Genomic DNA, 20,426 nt, shown 5'->3' on the forward strand with positions numbered 1-20,426 from the left:
GTCAATACTTTTATTTCTCTTTTTAATTTCTAAATAATGGATTGAATGGCATCGGCATTACCTGTACTGGTCAGGTAATCCATCATCTGCTGCTCGCTCTGATAGTTCGCATATTGGATATTTCCATCCGCATGCATCAGTGACCGTAGATACGCCGTCCCATCTGCCACCTTCCAGTACAACTCCTGGAATCCATCGCCATCATAATCATTTGCATCTCGCATGATTAAATTGTCTATCTCTAGATCATTCTGGAAGCGACGTTGGCTATCAAATGGCCCACCGATCTTTTCTGGTTCATCGGCTAGGGTTGGGTCGATGTAAATCCCCACTACACGGGTAGTTCCTCCGGCTCCATTACGAGAATAGTCAATTTCTCCCGTGAGGGGATCAGCTTCTACTGTTGCCCATCGTCCCGATACACGATTCGTAAAGATTCCTTCCCGACGACCATTCCCTTGCACATCAAATTGCCCTTGGTATTTGTAGCCGTTGACAACATCACTGGCGGCATTATCTAGGCCATGCAGATTGCCATCATAGTCTCTTATCGAGGGTAGGGCATAGGTTTGACCCTGAACAAACGATAAATCAGGGTCTTCATTGACATCACTGACATTAATGGTCAGGACTTTTGTGAAAGTACCGCCATTGCCATCATCTGTTTGTATTTGGATTTCAAAACTATTTTGGGTTTCGTAATCGAAGACAGCATTTGTCTTGAGTTGCTCGCCGTCAATGGTAAAGAGACTGTTGTCACCGTAGCCATTCGTCAGGCTATAGGTGTGACTATCTCCTATATCTGGGTCTATCGTGGATAAATTGCCTACTACAGTATCAATTGCACTGTTTTCATCTACTGTATTGCTGCTGATATCAATATCTGTGGGGTCTTCGTTTACATCTCCTACATTAATCTCGAATATCTTGGTGTAGGTGCCGCCATTGCCATCGTCTGTCTCTACTTCGATTTGATAGCTGCTCTGGGTTTCGTAATCAAAAACGGCATTTGTTTTTAACTCGTTGCCTGCAATGGTGAATAAGCTGTTATCGTCATAGCCGTTGGTTAAGACATAGGTGTGGGTATCTTCTGGGTCTGGGTCTGTGGTCGAGAGAATCCCTACAGAAGAGCCGACAGGTGCGTTCTCATCTACTGTATTGCTGCTGATATTAATATCCGTGGGGTCTTCGTTCAAGATAGGAGTTGAAGCAAACTTAATCCTAAAAGCAGCTTCATTGTCTGGATTAATATTTATTTGGGAGATTGTATCTCCAATTAAACCATTACCCATTGTTGCTGTGAGGAAACTGCCATCGTCGTAATAGCGACCTCGCACAGTTCCTAAGTAGCCATAACTTGGTTGACTATCTGCTAGACCGACTGCGGAGAGAAAAATTGCATAGTTATCTCCTACGGTCATTGGGGTTTGATTGCGGAAGAAAATAGATTGATATGCTGAACTTCCTCCTGAATCTGTTCGGAGGATTGTGGTTGCATCTCCAACTTCGATAATTTCGTTAGTGTCTAATTTCACTAAAATGGGTTTAATATCTAAATCATCGGGAGATGCATTAAGCGTGAAAGATGCGGCTTTCAGTTCAATTTGACTGTATTGATTACCTGCGACAAAAGATTGTCCAAAACCTTTATTTTCCCAAGAAGAGCTATCACCCAATGGCGATGTTCCACCAACACCATTCCAATACTCAAGTGTACTAATAGGACTTTCGTTAATATCTTCAATATTGATGGTAAAGTTTTTTGTAAAGGTACCTCCTTTACCATCGTCTGTTTTTATTTCAATTTCAAAATTATTTTGAGTTTCGTAATCGAAGACGGCATTCGTCTTTAGCTGTTCACCATCAATAGTGAACAGACTGTTATCACCGTAGCCATCTGTTAGTCTATATGTGTGTGTGTCTTTTATATCAGCATCAGTTGTTGAAAACGTACCAACTACTGTACTGATAAAACTATTCTCTAATACATGTGCATTATCCAGAGAGATATTTGTTGGAAAATGGTTAGTATTAAAGCGTTGAGCATAAATGCCATATCCACTTCCGTCTTGTCCATCTGAAGACCAAGTAACAACAAAGTCTCCACTATTTAGTGTTGTTACTGATGATAAAATTTGATTGTTTAAGCTGTAAGTATTGACTTGAAACTCAGCTCCCACTGGAACACCATTAGCATCAAAACGTTGCCCATATATTCCGCGATAGCTTCCATCTTGAAAGTCAGATTGCCAAACAACAACAAAACCTCCATTATTTAATCCTATTACTGATGGTTGTTCTTGATAGCTCAAGGCATAAGTATTAATTTGAAACTCGGCTCCCACTGAAACACCATTGGCATCAAAACGTTGTCCATATATACCTCCTTGATCACCATCTTGAAAATCAGATTGCCAAACAACAACAAAACCTCCGTCATTTAATCCCGTTACTGATGATTGCCACTGAGAATCATCAATATAGGTATTAATTTGAAACTCAGCTCCTACTGGAACACCATTGGCATCAAAACGTTGTCCATATATTCCAGATGCACCACCATAAGTTCCTACTGAGCCACCATCTTGATCGCTTGAGGTCCAAGTAACAACAAAACCGCCACTATTCAGATTTGTAATCGAGGGACTTCCCTTCGAACTCCCAGCATGAGTATTAATTTGAAACTCAGCGCCCACTGGAACACCATTGGCATCAAAACGTTGTCCATATATTCCGGTAGATAGAAACGGATAATCGACATTTTCATCTTGAGCGGATTGCCAAATAACGAGAAAACCTCCATTATTTAATCCTATTACTGATGCACCATCTTGCCAATTTGTTGTATAAGTATTAGCTTGAAATTCAGAACCAATAGGATTTCCGTTAATATCAAAACGTTGACCATAGACACCATACCCACTTCCATCTTGACCATCTGAAGACCAAACGACAACAAAGCCTCCATCATTTAATCCGGCTACTGACGAAGACCTTTGATCGTTTGTTGTATAAGTATTAACCTGGAATTCGCCATCTGCCCTTACAAGATTCGATGACTGTTCAACAGCAATTTCCTGACCTTCAACAAGGATAGTCGCGTTGTCATCTTCTGCTTGCAGTCGCGCCAGCCCACCCTCAGAAAACTCTCTACCCAACACCAAACCCGCAAAATATTCCCCTTCATCCCCTACCGTATCTACGGTGTTCAGCTCACTATCTACCCAGTGACCTATCTCTTCTAGAAGTACTGCTATAATCCTTTCTTGACTTGCCTGGGCTAAAAACTCTGCCGAAAGATAAATTCGATTCGTCTGAGCCGAAAACCCTCCATTTGCCCCATTCAATACATCTGCAGACAATACCTCTATGGGAGCAACATCGCTAAAGTCACCCACAAGCCAAGCCTGTCGAATTGCCTCTACCTTTGCAAGATCGAAATTCTCACCAAAAACCTTATCAAAAACCTCGTAGAAGCGAGTCTCATTGGCTGCGATCTCTCTGAGAATGACTTGAACAGCGGCGGCATGGTCTGAAACGTTACTTGGAAGCGTGCTGGAGGTGCTTGCCTTGATGACGAGACTCATAATTTTGTAAAGACATATTGTGGCTTGTACAAGAATCTTAACGAAGTATTACTTTAGTGTCAATTAAATTAAAAGTTCATCATGAAAAATATGATCAGCTGTATCAGCTTTATGATTGAAGCCGTTTGAGACTGTCAACACGCCGAGTAAACAGATCAGTCAATAGGCTTAGGACAGACCGCTTCTCTTGAATCTGGATGTTAACGCTAACAGACATACCAGATTGTAAAGGTAAGCCCTTTAAACTTTGCTCTTCTAAAGCAATTTTCACAGGAAAACGATAGTAAGGATAAATATCATCAGGCGGTAAAGCGTCAGAACCAACACTAACTACTTGTCCTTTAATATCGCCAAACTTGCTGAATGGAAATGAATCAATCCGAATATCAGCACTGACCGATTGCTGGGTATTTTGTTCTGCCTGGAAACGCTCAAGGACAAAGCCAATGTCACGGTTAGTGACAAACACTTCAGCAACTAGAGCGTCATCGGGGACAATTTTGAGGAGAGCTTCAGCCTGACCAGCACGGGAGATAAAACTGGGGCTGGCTTGGAGATCAAACACCGTACCAGCAATTGGAGCTTTCACTTCCTGGTAGGCCAGTGTTTCATTAACCTGGGCCAGTTGGCTTTCAACTTCTGATAAGCGTTTGTTATTTTCGACAATAATTTTGTTTAATTCGCTATCGATCGCTGCTAAACGCTGTTGGGAATCGTCTACTTGTTCCCGTTGGGAGCGATCAACGGATGATTTAATGTTAGTTAACTCTGCTTGGGCTTGACGGATATCCAATTGTAAACGCTGTTCTTCTTTGAGAAGTTGGTCAATTTCGGCGCGACGACCATCAATTCGCTGTTGTTGTTGTTTGCGTTCGATTTCACCACTAGAACGTTGTTCGATTAGTTGGGCTCGGCGATCGCCCACTTGCTGTCTTTGGCGTTCAATTTGGAGAGCGGGAATAGCTCCCACGAGTTCAGGGTCTTGCACGCGATTTAAGATTTCGGTTTCAATGCGTAGGCTTTCTGCCGATTGTTTTAGGGCTTCTTGGTTGCGATCATAAATATCTGCAAGCACCTGTTGATCGATGGTGAGTTGTGTCCTGGCATTCGCCAATTGTGATCTGGTTTGTGCTAAACGTTGTTGCAATTGCTGTAATTCGAACTGAGCAGCCATCACCCGGGATTCAGTTTCCTGTTTTGCAGCAGATACTCGTGCAGTTTGGCTAGAACTGAGTGGACTACTATTTTCACCAATTTGGGCACGGAGCACTTGGGTTTCGTTAATGAGACTGAGACGATTTAGGGCTAGAGCGGTCACCTCTGACGGTAATTTCATGCGGGCAATCTGCTGCTGCAAAATCTGAACATTCGCAGTGTCGCTAAGAATGGCACGGTAAAGCTGATTTTCTTGGATCAGGGATTGTTTAATCGCCAGGAGAGATTCCTGGCTGGCATCGGCAGCATCAGAGTTAAAGGTCAACAAAATCTCATCTTTTTCTACCTGATCACCATCTTCTATGAAAACGTCTTGGACAACACCATTGATAGGAGCTTGAACTTCCTTAACAGTTTCTTGAGGTTGTAGTTGACCGGTGGCGGTTATAACTTGCTCGATTTTGGCGATCGCCGCCCAAGCAACCGTGGACACAGTGACCCCAAGAATTACCCAAATGACGGCTCGGGAGAAGGTGGGGGACTGGCGTAATATCACAGGCTGATCAAAGACGGGTTCCTCTGGTGTCTTGCCGCTTGAATCTTTTGAAAAGCTAGGAGTAGTTTGAGTCATGGTTTTGGCGACCGCTTCAAGAATAATATATGGTCTTATGTTCCACTACGAGCCTGCTGCTGATAAAGGCTATAGTACCTGCCCCGCATGGCCATAAGTTCACTATGAGTACCTTGTTCCGCCACATAACCTTCGTGCATCAAGACAATAACATCTGCATCTTTAATCGTATCTAAGCGATGCGTAATGAAAAAAACTGTCGTATCATTAAACGCTTCTTTCAGGTTATTACAGACTTCCCGTTCTGTTAAATAATCCAAAGCACTTGTGGCTTCATCTAGTACTAAAATTCGGGGTCGTTGTAAAACCGAGCGGGCGATCGCAATCCGTTGTTTTTGCCCCCCTGATAGGGTGGCTCCCCGTTCCCCCACCTGGGTGTTATATCCATTCGGCAAGGATTCCATAATAAAATCATGGGCCGACGCCACCCGGGCCGCCGCTTCAATTTCCTCCGGTTCCGCCTCCGGATTGGTCAAGGCAATATTCTCCTGAATGGTTCCTTCAAACAAAAGGGTTTCCTGAGGCACAACCCCCACCTGCCGCCGCAATGAATACAACTCCACTTTATTCACGTCGTAACCATCGATGAGAATCCGACCCGATTCTGGTTCATAGAGTCGTGAGAGCAATTTAGTCAGGGTACTCTTGCCTGCACCACTCTGGCCCACAATGGCGACAAATGTCCCTGCCGGGAAATGCAGGTTTACATTGTTTAGGTTGAGGGGGCCATGTTTTTTAAAGCGGAAACTGATATTTTCGTAGGTGACGGCCCCTTTAATTTGCGGCATCGGCATATTTTCGCGATCCGCTTCCCCTTCCTGGGGATGATCGACGATATCCGCCAAGCGCTCTAGGGAGATGGAGGTATCCTGGAAATTTTGCCAGAGTTGGGTTAAACGCAGAATTGGCGAGGTGACATACCCTGCAATGATCCGAAAGGCGATTAATTGTCCGAGGGTGAGCACTTCTGGCCCCTGCAAAACCAGAGAGGTACCGTACCAGAGCACCAACAACCCCGACAGTTTATTAAGGAAATTGCTAATTGAACTGGAGGCCGTTGAGGTGATCACCGTGTTAAATCCAGCGGAGACATACCGGGCATATTTCTCCTGCCATTTCCAGCGAGATCTCAGTTCAATGTTCTGGGCCTTAACGGTTTGTACGCCAGTCATCACCTCCACGAGATAGGATTGGCTCTCGGCATTTTTCTCGGCCCGATCCCGCAATTGATAGCGGATAATGGGGGAAAAGATTAACGTTGCGACGATAAAGATGGGGATGACGCTGAGGGCGACGGCAGCTAGTTTGCCGTGATAGTAGAACATCACAAGGATATACACCACGGAAAAAATGGCATCGAGCACCACCGTCAGGGCTGTACCCGTTAAGAATTGCCGAATTTTTTCGAGTTCTCCTACCCGGGTTGAGATTTCTCCCACGGGGCGTTTTTCAAAGTATTGCAGGGGGAGACGGAACAAGTGATCGATGATCTCCGAACCGAGATTCATGTCAATCCGGTTGGTGGTATCGACAAATAAGTAGGTTCTGAGGCTACTGAGGACAGCTTCAAAGATCGCGAGAATCAGCAGCAAAGCACCATAGATCTGCAGGGTATCGCTACTTTGCTGCACGATGACTTTATCAATGATCTGCTGAATAATCAGGGGATTGGCCAGGGCAAATAATTGCACCAGGAATGAAGCTACTAATACTTCAATGAGAATCCATCTATATTTTTTGAGGGAAGGAATAAACCAACTGAGGCCAAACCTTTCTTCGGGGGCATATTTACTTTTTTGAAGGAGAAGGACATCAACGCCGGTTTGTTCGTCTCCCCAGCCTGAAATAAAATCCTGGGGGGAACGTTTCACTAGACCGAGGGCCGGGGCACCAATGGTGATTTCTTTGTCGCTCACCTGGTAGATGACGGCCAGTTCGTCGCGCCATTTTACTAGTAGGGGCGTTGTTAATCGAGTGATGGCTTGGGGGGGGATTTTCACCAGATGGGCATTGAGCCCCATCAACTCGACAATGGCACCGCAACTGGGTAGGGACAGTTGGCCGTAACGGCTAAGCTGCTCTTTGAGGATTCGTCGGATACTGTCTCCCCTGAAGCGCATTTTGTAGTGTTTCGCCAACATTTGCAGGCAGGCGATCGCCACTTCCTCTTCTTTTGTTCCTTTGATAAATGGGTAATGGCGAGTTTCTGTGTCTGCTTCTGGAGGTAAGTCTAAAACTTCGACGGGGGCATAGGGAATCTCTTCTGCTTCGATTTCGGAGACTTCAGCCTTTTCCCCTGGGGTTTGCTCGAAGGGATCCGGCCATGTTTTGGGTTCTGCTCCTGACGCTTCTGGGATGGCTGTTACTGCTGCTGAGGAGGCCCATATTGCAGTGGGAAATCCAACTAACCGGGCGGCTTGATTGCCTTTGATGACAACGGTTGCAGCCGATATTAATGGGAGACGTCCCCGGGGCGGATATCCTTCTAAGAGTCCACCACTGCTCACAAACCAGATCCGCTCTGATTCTTTGAGGGGTCTGATGGCTGGATTGTCCTCGCCATAAATCCCTGGAGCCAACTCGTATACTATGGCGGTTTCACTGGCCTGTTGCGCCATGTCCTTTACATTCCGCCTGATTTTTGCCTGGTGGGCAAAATCCTGGGACAGGAGTTCAAAGGCTTCTGTTAGGCTGCAACTTTCTTTGAAGGTCTTTTTCAGGGGCGCTGATTCCTCCAGTAAAGTCAAAAATTCTGTGTTTGTCAGACTTAGGCAGATTGTTTCGGTGGAGGCGATCGCCGTTTCACAGGCCATTCCCCTGACGGCGTTAACGGCACCCATGACGCCACCCTTGCCCCTTAGGGCCAGGCTGATTGGCTGTTTAGTCTGGGGGTCTTTCCCCAAGACTCGCACTTGTCCTTGATAGACGACTGAGATTTGATTTGATTGCTTCCCCTGTTCCAGGATCGACTGTCCCATTCGATAACGGAATGGAGTCACCTGGTGGCTCAATTTTGCCCTGATTGCTTCAGATAATTGATTAAAAGGGGGAGTTGTGGCAAAGAATTCTTCGTAATCCCTAACTTCCATGGACAAATAATAATCGTTTTTGATCGTTAATAATTGATTTTTAGTCCTGGTAGGACTCAATCACCAGTTTCTCTTGGATAGCTTCCCTCAACCATTTTTCAAATTGTTCGTTAATCAGTCGTTGCCGCATAGCTTCGTCCAGCTTGGCGGGCAACATTTTCTCAAGGCGCAACACAGCATACCATTCCCCAATTTTGATAGGGGGGTTCACCATCCCTGGCTTGGCACTTTTTAAGACCGCTACAATCTGCGGGTGCGGAATACCTAGTTCGACAGGGCCCACTAATCCCCCCGTTTGGGCTTCTGGCCCTTGGGAATATTGCTTTGCCAGCTCCCTAAATGTTGAACCATCATCTAAAATCCGGAAATATAGTTCCTGGGCCATATTTCCATCTTTGGTTCGCAGTAATGAATAGGTCACTTGATCTAATTGATGCTTTCGCTCAACAAAGTAAGCTTCTAGATTACTGCCCCATGTCACCTGTTTGAATTTTTCTATTTTTAAGGGACGGGTTGCCACCGCCACCATTTCTGCTTCGTCTAATCCATTTCTTGCCAGCCAGTTTTTTAACTCCGCTTCGCTCTGAATTCCCTGCTTCTGCATCCATTGATTGACTGTTATTTGAATTTCCGTTTCATTAACATCTAAGTTCCCCGTTTCTTCCATGGCTTGGTCTAGGATGATTTCTGCTGCCAATCTTGGCCATAGTCCATATTTCGTCAGTAATTTTGTTACTTCTACTGGGCCTAATTCTTGGCCTCCAATAGCAACCTGAATCGTCATTTTTTCTGCTGGTCCCCTATCGTCTTCTAAAACTATCTCCATACAATATCAACTTAGGGGCTTTAGAGCCCATTTATAAAGTAAATATTTAGNTGGNCNNACNTCTAAANNTTNNGCNGGTCCTCAGTACAGGACAAAAACTTGAAAAGGATAGAGGGAGAGGGTTTGATAGGAATTAGAAGATAACCAAGCAAACCCTCATGAGTCAGATTAGCGAAATTCGCGACCAATTGCGACCCCATATTGGATGGCATGGAGCCAGACTCTCCTTCGTTGCGATGTTCCTGATAGCATTATTCCGGGCGAAAACCGTCAATCTCGCCGAACTCGCCACAGTCTGGGGAGGTGACGCCACTGAGGAGTCCAATTACAAGCGCATGCAGCGATTCTTCAAGTCCTTTGAGGTCAACCTGGATAAAATCGCCCAGATGGTGATGAATATCGCGGCTATCCCGCAACCTTGGGTCCTGAGTATTGACCGCACCAACTGGTCATTCGGAACAACGGATTTCAATATCTTGATGCTGGGTGTTGTCCATGAAGGCATCGGTTATCCACTGATGTGGACAATGCTGGAGAAGAAGAAGGGCAACAGCAACAGTACAGAGCGCATGGATTTGTTCGAGCGTTTTGAAATCTTATTCCCCGATGCGGAAATTGCCTATCTTACAGGGGACCGAGAGTTTATTGGTAAGAGACCATTTATAAAGTAAATCTTTAGGAAACTAGCCGACGCAACATCAGACGACTCATGGAAGCATAAATCCCTGCCTCCGACACTTCTGATAATTGCTCATAGTCTTTACTAAGGCGACGATAATAATTCAACCAACCAAATGTACGTTCAACAATCCAACGCTTCGGGAGTACCATGAATTCTTTACTGTTTCTACTAATCACTTCCACCTTGGCTTGCACCATTAACCAGAGACTTAAGGCAAAGCGTCCTCCTCGATATCCAGCATCTACCCACATCAACCGCAATCGCTTCAACATCTGCTGTTGCTGCTCCCTTAGCTCCATCACTGCAGCAAGGGCAAAGGTTCGTTCTGAGCTATTTCCCTCGGAGACTATCACTTTGTAAAGTAACCCTAAACTGTCGACTAGCAAGTTTCTCCGTCTTCCTTTGACCTGTTTCCCGCCATCGAAGCCATAGACATCGCCCTTTTTTCTGTCGTCTTGACCGATTGGCTATCGGCAATCAGGACGCTAGGTTCTGGGGTTTTCCCCACTGCTTGACGGCAGCGAGTCCGCAAAGCATGGTTGATGTTTTCCCAAACTCCCTGCNTCTGCCATTTGCGATAGTAGTAGTACACCGTGGAGGAGGGAGGAAAGTCCTTGGGCAGATAGGCCCATTGACAACCGGTTTTGAGGAGATAGAAAATCCCATTGCAGACCTGTCGCATATCAGTAGTACGTGGATGACCGCCGGACTTTGGAGCAGGAATCAAGGGTTCTAGTAAAGCCCATTCTGCATCGGTCAGGTCACTGGGGTAAGAAGCTTGAGACATTGGTGCTATTCTCCTGTGTCGTTACGCTTATGCTTGACCTTAACGACTTCACGGGCAAAAATCCTGTTCTCTTTATCTTTACTTTATAAACACCCTCTAAGCCCTGGCTGTCATACCTGATGCTGGATAAGCCCATTCCCTTTCGTCTGCGCATCCGTCAGACCGACAAGATTAGCAAAGGTAAAGGACAACCAGCGATTGCGGGAACTCACTTATTTCGGTCATTGGCCATGGGTGAGACAAGAATTCTGCCGGGAAAACGGTGGGTCTGGGGTCGTCTGGTCTATGTCATCGCTACTCGTCTTGACTCGAAACAAAAATCGAAGCAAACGGATGATGATTTTCTGATTATCATCACGGCCCATGAGCCTCAAAATGCTTTGGCCGATTACCGTCGGCGTTGGGGGATTGAGACTCTGTTTGGAGCCCTCAAAACCCGTGGCTTTTGCTTGGAATCGACTCATTTTATCGATAAGAGACGTTTGTCGAAGCTGCTGGCTCTGTTGGCCATTGCGTTTGTCTGGGCGATGAAAGCGGGTTTATGGCGACATAGTCAGAGGCCGATTCGCATCATCAAGGCCCATGGCCGTCGAGCGCGGAGTTTGTTTCGCTATGGTTTTGACTTATTACGTCGCTTTTTTACCGTTTCTACTCAACCTCTACTTGGGTCAGGGTTTCACCCCATACAATTTTTGTCCTGTACTTAGAAGCGGGTCATACAAGTCAGGACTTACGCATGTGAGTTATGTTTATTTCTGGTGTATGGAGGAGAGGAAAGAAAAAGCGTATCCTGCTGAATTAAGCAAAAACCAACAAGGATACACCCATGGATAAAGATAGTCTGATTTCGTTACCATCACCAGAAGCAACAGGAACTTTCCAAGACACATTAACGGAAATCCTACGTAAAGGTGCCTGTCAACTCATCGCCCAAGCAGTAGAAGAAGAGTTACAAAATTTTCTAGCTCAGTACAAAGACCAACGAGACAAACAGGGACGAAAAATGGTGGTACGCAATGGCTATTTGCCAGAACGCTCAGTCATCACAGGTATCGGAGAAGTCCAGGTAAAAGTACCAAAGGTACGAGACCGCAGCGGCAGCGGCATAAAATTCAATTCCTTGCTGCTGCCACCCTACCTAAAACGCAGCAAGAGCACAGAGGAGTTACTGCCATGGCTATATCTAAAGGGCATCGGGCTATTGTCAAATCTGGTGTATGAGAAAGAATTAAGCGGCATCCTGTTGTTGAGATGATGGGGGTGTTTTTTGAACTTTCAATCCATCTTTAAATGGAACTCCTTCAATGACATCGGCAAGATATTTGAAGCCTCGAATGCGCAACCACCGTTTCTGAGCACTCTGCATTAGTTTGAATACCAAGGCCAGAATCGTTGCCTTGGAAACACATCCTCTGGTTTTATCGGTTCTCAATCTCACGGTCGCAAAAGTCGATTCAATGGGATTGGTACTGCGAATATGCTGCCAATGGGGCGCTGGAAAATCAAAGAAGGTAAACAGACTATCGCGGTCTTTTTCCAGACATTTTGTCGCTTCTGGATATTTGGCTTCATAGGTTTGGATAAAACGCTCATAGGCTTGTAGAGCATCGGCTTTAGTCCCAGCGCGATAAATCTGCCAAATGCCCTCCTTCGCTTCCATTTGTTGTTTCTTGGGTAATTTATCGAGGATATTTGCCGTTTTGTGTACCCAACATCGTTGTTTGCGGGTCTCGGGATAAACCTGAGCCAAGGCATTCCAGAATCCCAGAGAACCATCGCCAATGGCCAGTTCTGGAGCGATGGCCAAGCCGCGCTGTTTGAGGCTCAGCAGCAGGGGTTTCCAGCTCAATGCCGATTCACGATATCCTGCCGCTAGGGCTAGCAATTCTTTCTCGCCGTTTTCCGTCACACCGATGAGCACCAGAATGCATTGTCTTTCTTCGGCGCGGATGTTGAAATAAATCCCATCTGCCCACACATACACATAGCGCTTTTGTTGCAAGGAACGCTGTTGCCAGGCTTGATGCTCCCCGACCCATTTCTGCTTCAGGCGACTAATCGTTGCTGGAGACAATCCACTTGCTTCCTCTCCCAGTAATGACCCTAGGGCTTCTTGGAAATCTCCTGTTGAGATGCCCTTTAGATATAGCCATGGCAGTAACTCCTCTGTGCTCTTGCTGCGTTTTAGGTAGGGTGGCAGCAGCAAGGAATTGAATTTTATGCCGCTGCCGCTGCGGTCTCGTACCTTTGGTACTTTTACCTGGACTTCTCCGATACCTGTGATGACTGAGCGTTCTGGCAAATAGCCATTGCGTACCACCATTTTTCGTCCCTGTTTGTCTCGTTGGTCTTTGTACTGAGCTAGAAAATTTTGTAACTCTTCTTCTACTGCTTGGGCGATGAGTTGACAGGCACCTTTACGTAGGATTTCCGTTAATGTGTCTTGGAAAGTTCCTGTTGCTTCTGGTGATGGTAACGAAATCAGACTATCTTTATCCATGGGTGTATCCTTGTTGGTTTTTGCTTAATTCAGCAGGATACGCTTTTTCTTTCCTCTCCTCCATACACCAGAAATAAACATAACTCGGGCCATTAACATCACCGCATCAAAGTGATCGCCTTCGATGTTAAACCCGGTTCCTAGGATGGGAGTCACGGCTAAAATTTGCGGTCTGTGCTGGCTTAACCAAGCATCGGGATTAGTGAGAAACCCTTCATATTCCTTGGCATTATCAGCGGTGATCGCCGTTGCCCCAAAGGAATGGGCCAAAAATTCAGCGTCACTTTTCCGAGTACAGAGAATGAGGATCCGTAGCCCCGCCGCCTTAAGCTCAAGAAATTTTGCCCACCATTGAGGCGTATCCTCGAAAACAATCGCTATCTGGGGTTTCTTCTCCGTGCCTACCTTCAGGACAAAGGGCTTACGGCCCGTGGTGCGGTGGTAGAGACCCACCTCATAGTCCGTTAAATCCGCTGAGACGCATAAGGCTTTCTGGGACTCCCTAAAGACCGTCCAGAACATCTCGGTATGTTTCCGCCGTTGCCCCGTTTTCCCGTGGGTAGAACTAAGGGTGAGGTTTTCAATTTGCTGATCGAACTCATCCCCGAAAGCGAAAGCACCATTTTTGAGCAGATTTTTGATCGGACGGATTAACCCTAAAACGCCCTCATTGCAGTAGGCAATTTTGGAAACGACATCGTAAGAATTGCTCCCAAATTTGACCAGCTCACCACCGAGGCGATCGCAGACCGTCCGATACTCCAACCCCATCCGAGTCGCTGCGTTTCGGGCTAGGGAGATTCTAGGGAACGGGGCGATTACCCGCCGCCACAGTCGAGCCACCATTGCGGCTAACTTGGTTTTCCCGGCGGCGGTAGGGGCGGCAATGAAAACATCCTGTGCCCCATTGGTGAGACGTTCTAGTCCCTCAGTATCTAACGCCCTAAATTCATCTAAGGTGATGGTTTTATCAGGGGTGAGCTTGTCGGTTCTGGCTAATCTGTTCTTAGCCTCACGGCGGGTTTTCTCGAAGGCGAAAGGCTTAAGCCAGTCCCAAGGCGATCGCCGTCTGTACCGCCCGAAATATTCATCCCCATCACCCTTGGATTTATCGCGCCATTGGCCCCAATCTGCAAACTTAATCGAGGGAATGGCCTTCGCTAATTTGCCATAACCCGCATAGAGATTCTTTTTGCTGAGGTTCTGGCTATCGGCATCGGGGAAGTGAGTGAATTTTTCCGCCTCACCATAAACCCCTAAGAATCGCTTAAGGGACTGAGGGCCAAAATTAGCACCGGGGGCACCAATGACAATGACCTGGGTATCTTTTCGCCATTCCCAAAAAGCACGGACTAACGGCTTTAAGAACCCTTCAATCGTCAGCACCCGGTAAGGCTTGGCTTTATCGAAGGCGGGATGCACCCAGACCGCGATAGGATTTTCCCCCGTTTCCTTGACCTTATTCCGCCCGGTGAAGATACCCCAATCATATTTACGCTCTGAGCGATTATCTAAGGCCCGTTGAGCGCCGCAGAACATCCCGGTAACTGGATCTATTGCTGAAATGCCATAGCCACCCTGACAGGCAAAGAGCAAGTGATTAGATAGAGCAAAATTAATTTCGTCCTGGGTTAGCCCCCGCCGCAGAAGATCAGCGTTCTGTGACTCAGTGAGTTTTGCCTCGAACCCTAAAATCTCTTGATGACGATCGCCAATAGTGACATAGCCCGCCCGTTCCTTGGCTTCTCTTTTGGCCCGTGCCTCAGCCCTCAGCCGTTTGATTTCCGCCCGGTGATTCTCTGAGCGATCGCCCCGTTCCGGTGAGTACAAGCCCCATAGACCCTGCGACTTATCCCGCCCGTGGTAACGCCATCCTGGTACGTCCCCATCGGGTAGGCCCATACAAAGAGCTAAGTCGCCATCGGTAGTTCTACACTTGCCCTTCGTATCCCCACAGACCGGGCATGGGTTGTTCCGTTTCGTGGGGTAAAATCTGCCGGAAGGACGAGAATGATATTCGTTCCCAAACCCCCTACCTCTGGTAGAATTGAGGGTATCGACAGGATCGCTAGTCTGTATTACGATATTTGCCATAATAGAAACAAGTCGGCCCCCATTTTTGTGGGAGTCGGTTTAATAAGGTTTAGTGAAACCCCCTGCATCCGCCAAGATTTGGGGGTTTCGCTGTTTTTAGGCAGCGGTTGAGCCATCATTTTTCAAAACATCACTAAATAATTTCCGGGAGAGTCGGGAGACATTCGTCCCGTTTTCACGGGCATAGGCGGCGATCGCCTTATGTTGGCTATCTTCGACTCGGATTGAAACTACCTTGTATTTCACCATGGTTTTTGGGGATCAATTGAACCTATAGTAATACAGGATTTCGCGAGGAAACAACTTTTTCATCAATTTTTTTTAGACAATCAAAAAGCACCCCTCAATGCAACGAATAAGGCGCTGTTTTAACATCTCGCTTCAATTTTTATTATTTCTGTTACTTCTTAAAGAGCCTAAACTCCCTTACAATCAAAGTTTTCAGCAATCAAAAGCCAAGTTTTGTTGACGCATTTTAGGATTTGTTTTTAATGAAGCAATGAGACTGATTTATGCGGTAAAAAAGCCGATATATTGGGCTTATTCATCCACTTCCGCCTCTAGTTCCGCAAACTTTAAAAGGGTACTCTCTAGGGGCCAGCTACCCCCGTCGAGGAAAGTCATGATCGTTGCCCCCGATAGCCCCAGGGCTTCCCCCAAGGAATGAATATCGTGGCCCGTCGCCTTCATGTAGTGGTGGAGGCGATCGCCTAAACGCTGGGTATCGGTGGTCGTCGCAAAAAACATCATTCAAGTCCTCATAAGTCAACTGTTTAACCGTCTAGTCGTCTAACTGTCTAGCTGTTCAAAATACTCCCCCATAATTCGCTCCACCAATTCCGACATATCTTCTTCTGTTGTTAGAGTCTGGGAGCGCATCTTTAGGTGCAGTTCCTTCGTTAAATAAAGCGTAACTTTCTTGAAATCAGGATTCTTGCTTTTTGCCTGTCCCTGAACCCCAGGCGATCGCCCAGGAGGTTCGGCCTTAAAATCTTCAAATCCTTCAAATCGATTCCCCTTCGACTTAGCCACAAAGCTCATCTCCTACCGCACGATAATTATTCCAGGCAATGCCAGAGTAGCGATCGCCTTTCACCTCGGACACAATACAACCCTCTAAAGCGGCCTTCGGATAAACAGCTAACCGTCTAACCATCTGATCTAAAACGGGTAGACCGACCCCCTCTAAAAAGTCCCTGGCTTCCGGCCCAGCGGTTGAGGGCTTTGGTGGAACAATCGTTACGAGGATTTTGTAATTCTGGATGTCTAGTTGTCTAAGCGTTTGGACGTTTGACTTCAAAGCGCCCATTGCCAAAACGTCGGGACTGGTCGGGAGCAGGAGCAAATCACCCCCCCTGGACAAAGATTTAATTTCTTCAACTTCAGGACGAGCGGGCGTATCAATCACAACGTGCTCATACTTGCGAGCAGCCCTAATCCCCTCCCTTTCATCAACCACGGGGTAGGGGAGATTGCCCTTACTGGCCCAAAGTAAAGCGGAACGATTTAGGTCACCATCAATCAAAATTGTTGGGGCAGACTGGTTAAGATAGGCCGCCAAGTGAACCGCTGATGTCGTTTTCCCTACGCCCCCTTTAAAGGCCGTTATAGTGAGAATCATAATAGCTGTCTAGCTGGTTAGCTGTTTGACCGTTTAACCGTTTGACGAGAAAAATCACTCAATAGTCGATGTCGTTTCCCTTTGGATCTGATCCAAAGTCGCCCGCCACATCAACCCAGACTTTGAGTTCCCTGTCTTTTTTGCATATCGATCAATCTGGGAATTTGCCCATGAAGGAATCGTTAAATTGATCCGCTCCGTAACCCCATCCACCAACCTGTCGTCAATTTCTACCAGGGCGTAAATCGCGTCTGTATCGCCAGGATATTCAGATCGCTTACGGGGCATGGGAATAGCCTCTCCATCCTCCAACATTGCTTCGAGGTGTAAGGCGATCGCCTCCTTCGCTTGCTCCAGGGCTTCTTCTAAAGAATTTCCCGCCGAGAAGCACCCCGGTAAATCAGGCACCGTAACCCCAAAGCTCGAACCTTTATCCTTATGAAGAATCACCGTCCAGTACATCGTTCTTCTCCTTATCTACTTGACCAGTCCCATCCGGCTTGCTGAAAAATACTTTTCAAAGTCCCCGTGGGTAAATCGCTTTTCGGGTGGGGAACCGTGACTCGTCCCTGCTTTGTCGGGTGCTTGAAGTGTTGATGGCTTCCTTTCGTCCGGGCAACGTACCACCCTTCCTTTTTGAGTCGCTTGATTACCTCACTACTCTTCATAACCCCGATTAATATAATACACACTATACATATTGTACCCCCCTTAACGCAACTATCCCCTTGGTTTTTATGAATGTAGTCGCTTTGTTCTTGACGCAGAGTATACTTACTACTCTTTGCCAGGGAGAGGGAGATATGGGCGTCTCCCAAGGGCCGGGCCACCATCGCAAAGCGACCAAGCCGTCACAGCGCCTATCGGCCTTTTAACGCTGCTAGTCTTGGGCCAAGCTGGTACCCCTGACGCGATCGCCGAGGAGATATTTATTTTTTACCCGTAGAAGTAAAAATTAGCCCCAGGAAGAATTAGGCGATCGCCCCGTTGTTTTTCCCCGTAGAGAGAATTAGTCCAGGCCACCAGTCTAAGTTCGAGGGGACAGGAAATAAGGTGTCGTCCGCGCAAAGCGCCGATGACGGTTGTCTTTGATTATTCAAAAAGCCGCATACTGCCGCTTTACCTGTCCCCATTCAGGTTATTGCCTACCTTCCGCTCACTGCCCACCAAGTCTCATCCTGCTATCCCAGAAAGTCCTGTTCCCGAAAGGTTACTTGCCGCCAACGTGACTGCTACTTTCTAAATCCCAATCCCCTACTGATGGGTATAGGCGGAGCGACAGGATAGAAATAAGGATGCCGCACGATTGCGGCGTAATTACGCTTCCTTAGCCGCGAAAAGGCATTTTAGCAACACCAGTCCGCCGGAGTCCGTTAGCCCGTGTCTTTTTACGTTGGCCTCCTACGTCGGCGATCTTCGGCTGTCGGGCAGTTTTTATACGTTGGGGCCTAAGCAAGCTACGTCCCTATCCCGGCGTTTGTGGCGTGCTTTTTTTGTTTCTTGGGCGGCACGTCGCTAGTAGAAAGAGAGAGGGGTGGGTTGGAGGGGGTAGGGGCGCGCGTAGCGTGTGCTTTTGCCCTTTTGTGTGTTGGTGTGTTGGTCGGTGGGTTTTTGTCCGGCTGTTTTCGTGGTCGGGGGCTGTTTGTTTTTGCCGTAGCCCCCTGCCGCTCGTGGGCCTTGCGGCCCTGCGGGTTTAGATCAAAGTTAGCTGTCTTTGTTCTGCCCAGCTCGGCACTTGGCTACCGTCGAGAGGGTAGATTGTCACCCTTAGCCCTTTCTTTACGGCATAGGCGATCGTCCCCCAGGTTCCTGACCCATGGCCGCTGAAGGGTTTAGCCGGGGTGCAGCTTTCTGGACAGGGTTTATTCGGGAAGGCGATTAGCTCAGTGGCATCGTTTACCATGCGTTGACTGCGAGCGGCGAACTGCCATCTTTCTCGGCCTTCTACATGGTAGATGGTGAGGTCTGTTTTTCCTGCGTAGTGTTCTGCTACTAGGGCGTCTAGTCCTTTGGCATCTCCCACCCCGACCGCTGGAGGGTTTGCGGGGAGTAGGTTTAGCACTTGTTTTGTTTCTTGCGGTGTGAGTTTTCTAGGGCCGCTAAATGCGAGCATAGCTTGTTCTCTCTCTTTATTAGCTACCTCTATATTTTACCTTGTATACAAGGCTTATTAGTTTATTTTTATATTAGATTTTCTTATCTATTTTTTGTTTATTTTCCTTGTATACAAGGGTATAATGTAAGAACAGGCGAGGAGAGAACTGCAATTCTCAACCCCGCCCTAACAACCACAACTAGGAGAAGCTAGTTATGACTGCTTTAGATATTTTACGGCAGCTATCGGAGATGGCTGACCGGACGGCCTATAACACTACGATTGGCCGTTACCAGTTTGAGTCTAGAGACGAAGAACTTCCGGCAGGGGTTCGGGTTTGCTGGAATACCCGTTATCGTTTCAGCTTTACCGCTGTTACCAGTTTTCATGGGGAAATTTGCGCCGAATCAGACATGGAGTTTTCCCAGCCCCTCACCAACGCAGACATCGAGAATGAATGGCGTGACCTTGCCTATGGTTGCAGCTATTTTGAGGCGCACAGCTTAGAGATTAAATATCCTTGCTGTGACCTGTTTCCTTCTGATTGGTTGCCTTACTAGGGGAGGGATTGGTGATGCTTTATTTCGTCCATGATTCCCAGGGCGGCCACTTAACCACTAGCCCCCATCCCGCTGACTTTGCCGAGCCTATTGTGATCATCCGACGCGGCGATCGCCCGGCCATTGTTGACCACGGGAAAGCAGTAATCGCCCTATTCAAACAGCACCCCAAAAATACAGCGCATATTCCCTTAGAGGATCTGCCCTTTTAGTCACCTGTTGGAGGCACTGTCCCCCTCAACTTTTCAAGAATTTTAGGAATTTAAAAATTATGTTGACTCTGACCGATACCCCTCGGATCTATGTGGCTTGCCTTGCGGCCTACAACAACGGCTTTTTACATGGAGCTTGGATCGATGCTGACCAAGACGCCGATGATATTCAAGCGGAAGTACAGGCCATGCTCAAGACTTCCCCGGCTTGGCAACTTGGCGACATTTGCGAGGAATGGGCGATCCACGACTATGAAGGATTTGGCGACATCCAGATCAGCGAATGGGAAGATTTCGAGACTGTGGCCGCTTTAGGAGAGGCGATCGCCAACCATGGCCCTGCCTTTGCTGCTTTTTATGGCACTGCTCGATATGGTGATGTTGCCTCAACAGTTGAAGCTTTCGAGGATGCTTATCAGGGTATTTACGACGACAAAGAAGACTTTGTTTATTCCCAGCTTGAAGACCTTGGCACCCTTGACGCCTGGGAGAAAGCCGGAATGATGACCTGCTACATCGACTTTAAGGCGATCGCCCGTGACTGGTTCATTTGTGACTACTTCTCAGAACCGACATCCAAAGGTCAA

General features: G+C 47.1%; 18 protein-coding genes and 3 pseudogenes. 6 read left to right on the forward strand and 15 right to left on the reverse strand.

Features of this window, described 5'->3' with window-relative positions; all coding sequences use genetic code 11:
• Window positions 1–29: 29 nt before the first annotated feature.
• The 4 genes from FEK30_RS00345 to FEK30_RS00360 all read right to left on the reverse strand — a co-directional run bounded on the left by FEK30_RS00345 (window position 30) and on the right by FEK30_RS00360 (window position 9,246).
• Window positions 30–3,587 (reverse strand): cadherin repeat domain-containing protein, encoded by a 3,558-nt coding sequence (locus tag FEK30_RS00345; RefSeq protein WP_138071071.1) that lies wholly within the window; start codon window positions 3,585–3,587, stop codon window positions 30–32.
• A 109-nt stretch (window positions 3,588–3,696) separates the two neighbouring features.
• Window positions 3,697–5,373: a beta-barrel domain-containing protein gene (locus FEK30_RS00350; protein WP_255447802.1), complete on the reverse strand. Its 1,677-nt coding sequence runs from the start codon at window positions 5,371–5,373 to the stop codon at window positions 3,697–3,699.
• A gap of 35 nt (window positions 5,374–5,408) precedes the next feature.
• Window positions 5,409–8,468, reverse strand: a complete 3,060-nt coding sequence (locus FEK30_RS00355) for a peptidase domain-containing ABC transporter (RefSeq protein ID WP_397428993.1) — start codon at window positions 8,466–8,468, stop codon at window positions 5,409–5,411.
• Between the two features lie 34 nt (window positions 8,469–8,502).
• Window positions 8,503–9,246, reverse strand: a complete 744-nt coding sequence (locus tag FEK30_RS00360; RefSeq protein ID WP_138071075.1) for a peptidylprolyl isomerase — start codon at window positions 9,244–9,246, stop codon at window positions 8,503–8,505.
• A gap of 200 nt (window positions 9,247–9,446) precedes the next feature.
• Here FEK30_RS00360 and FEK30_RS00365 point away from each other — a divergent pair.
• A pseudogene (locus FEK30_RS00365) lies at window positions 9,447–9,941 on the forward strand (transposase family protein); the annotation flags it as partial.
• A 22-nt stretch (window positions 9,942–9,963) separates the two neighbouring features.
• Here the strand turns inward: FEK30_RS00365 and FEK30_RS00370 are convergent.
• Window positions 9,964–10,757, reverse strand: a protein-coding gene (locus tag FEK30_RS00370; RefSeq protein ID WP_138070974.1) for an IS5 family transposase whose coding sequence is annotated in 2 segments (ribosomal slippage) — window positions 9,964–10,424 and window positions 10,424–10,757 — 795 coding nt in all. Because the reading frame shifts where the segments join, the coding sequence is not laid out codon by codon here.
• A gap of 98 nt (window positions 10,758–10,855) precedes the next feature.
• On the opposite strand from FEK30_RS00370, the pseudogene FEK30_RS00375 reads away from it, so the two are divergent.
• A pseudogene (locus FEK30_RS00375) lies at window positions 10,856–11,464 on the forward strand (IS4 family transposase); the annotation flags it as partial.
• Between the two features lie 119 nt (window positions 11,465–11,583).
• Window positions 11,584–12,000, forward strand: a pseudogene (locus FEK30_RS00380) (transposase); the annotation flags it as partial.
• Here FEK30_RS00380 and FEK30_RS00385 read toward each other — a convergent pair.
• From FEK30_RS00385 to FEK30_RS00420, 10 genes are all read right to left on the reverse strand, one after another.
• A complete protein-coding gene (locus FEK30_RS00385) occupies window positions 11,986–13,257 on the reverse strand; it encodes an IS256 family transposase (protein ID WP_138071019.1) in 1,272 nt (423 codons plus the stop codon). The pseudogene FEK30_RS00380 and the gene FEK30_RS00385 overlap by 15 nt on opposite strands.
• Before the next feature lie 24 nt (window positions 13,258–13,281).
• Window positions 13,282–15,159, reverse strand: a complete 1,878-nt coding sequence (locus tag FEK30_RS00390) for a DEAD/DEAH box helicase family protein (protein ID WP_138071077.1) — start codon at window positions 15,157–15,159, stop codon at window positions 13,282–13,284.
• 288 nt (window positions 15,160–15,447) lie between these two features.
• Complete coding sequence (locus FEK30_RS16600; RefSeq protein ID WP_168191079.1) at window positions 15,448–15,600, reverse strand: hypothetical protein; 153 nt, start codon at window positions 15,598–15,600, stop codon at window positions 15,448–15,450.
• 291 nt (window positions 15,601–15,891) lie between these two features.
• Window positions 15,892–16,101, reverse strand: coding sequence for a helix-turn-helix domain-containing protein (locus tag FEK30_RS00395; protein WP_138070983.1), 210 nt, complete (start codon window positions 16,099–16,101; stop codon window positions 15,892–15,894).
• 39 nt (window positions 16,102–16,140) lie between these two features.
• Window positions 16,141–16,392: a hypothetical protein gene (locus tag FEK30_RS00400; RefSeq protein WP_138070985.1), complete on the reverse strand. Its 252-nt coding sequence runs from the start codon at window positions 16,390–16,392 to the stop codon at window positions 16,141–16,143.
• Window positions 16,376–16,972, reverse strand: a complete 597-nt coding sequence (locus FEK30_RS00405; protein WP_138071079.1) for a nucleotide-binding protein — start codon at window positions 16,970–16,972, stop codon at window positions 16,376–16,378. Before FEK30_RS00405 ends, FEK30_RS00400 begins: the two co-directional genes overlap by 17 nt.
• 54 nt (window positions 16,973–17,026) lie before the next feature.
• Window positions 17,027–17,434 (reverse strand): type II toxin-antitoxin system HicB family antitoxin, encoded by a 408-nt coding sequence (locus tag FEK30_RS00410; protein ID WP_138070989.1) that lies wholly within the window; start codon window positions 17,432–17,434, stop codon window positions 17,027–17,029.
• 11 nt (window positions 17,435–17,445) lie between these two features.
• The gene (locus FEK30_RS17260; protein ID WP_397428990.1) at window positions 17,446–17,805 is read right to left on the reverse strand and encodes a type II toxin-antitoxin system HicA family toxin; all 360 of its coding nucleotides are present in this window, start codon (window positions 17,803–17,805) and stop codon (window positions 17,446–17,448) included.
• Between the two features lie 103 nt (window positions 17,806–17,908).
• Window positions 17,909–18,040 carry a hypothetical protein gene (locus tag FEK30_RS16940; protein WP_255447803.1) on the reverse strand — a complete coding sequence of 44 codons (132 nt, stop codon included), beginning with the start codon at window positions 18,038–18,040 and terminating at the stop codon, window positions 17,909–17,911.
• Window positions 18,041–18,665: 625 nt separating this feature from the next.
• The gene (locus tag FEK30_RS00420; protein ID WP_062436943.1) at window positions 18,666–19,085 is read right to left on the reverse strand and encodes a hypothetical protein; all 420 of its coding nucleotides are present in this window, start codon (window positions 19,083–19,085) and stop codon (window positions 18,666–18,668) included.
• 197 nt (window positions 19,086–19,282) lie between these two features.
• Between FEK30_RS00420 and FEK30_RS00425 the strand changes: the two genes are divergently transcribed.
• The 3 genes from FEK30_RS00425 to FEK30_RS00435 all read left to right on the forward strand — a co-directional run.
• A complete protein-coding gene (locus FEK30_RS00425; protein ID WP_138071081.1) occupies window positions 19,283–19,627 on the forward strand; it encodes a hypothetical protein in 345 nt (114 codons plus the stop codon).
• Window positions 19,628–19,641: 14 nt separating this feature from the next.
• Window positions 19,642–19,839, forward strand: coding sequence for a hypothetical protein (locus FEK30_RS00430; protein ID WP_138071083.1), 198 nt, complete (start codon window positions 19,642–19,644; stop codon window positions 19,837–19,839).
• 59 nt (window positions 19,840–19,898) lie between these two features.
• On the forward strand, window positions 19,899–20,426 hold a 528-nt coding region (locus FEK30_RS00435), incomplete at its 3' end, for an antirestriction protein ArdA (protein WP_138071085.1).

The organism is Picosynechococcus sp. PCC 11901 (assembly GCF_005577135.1).
In the GTDB taxonomy this organism is placed as follows: Bacteria; Cyanobacteriota; Cyanobacteriia; order Cyanobacteriales; family MRBY01; genus MRBY01.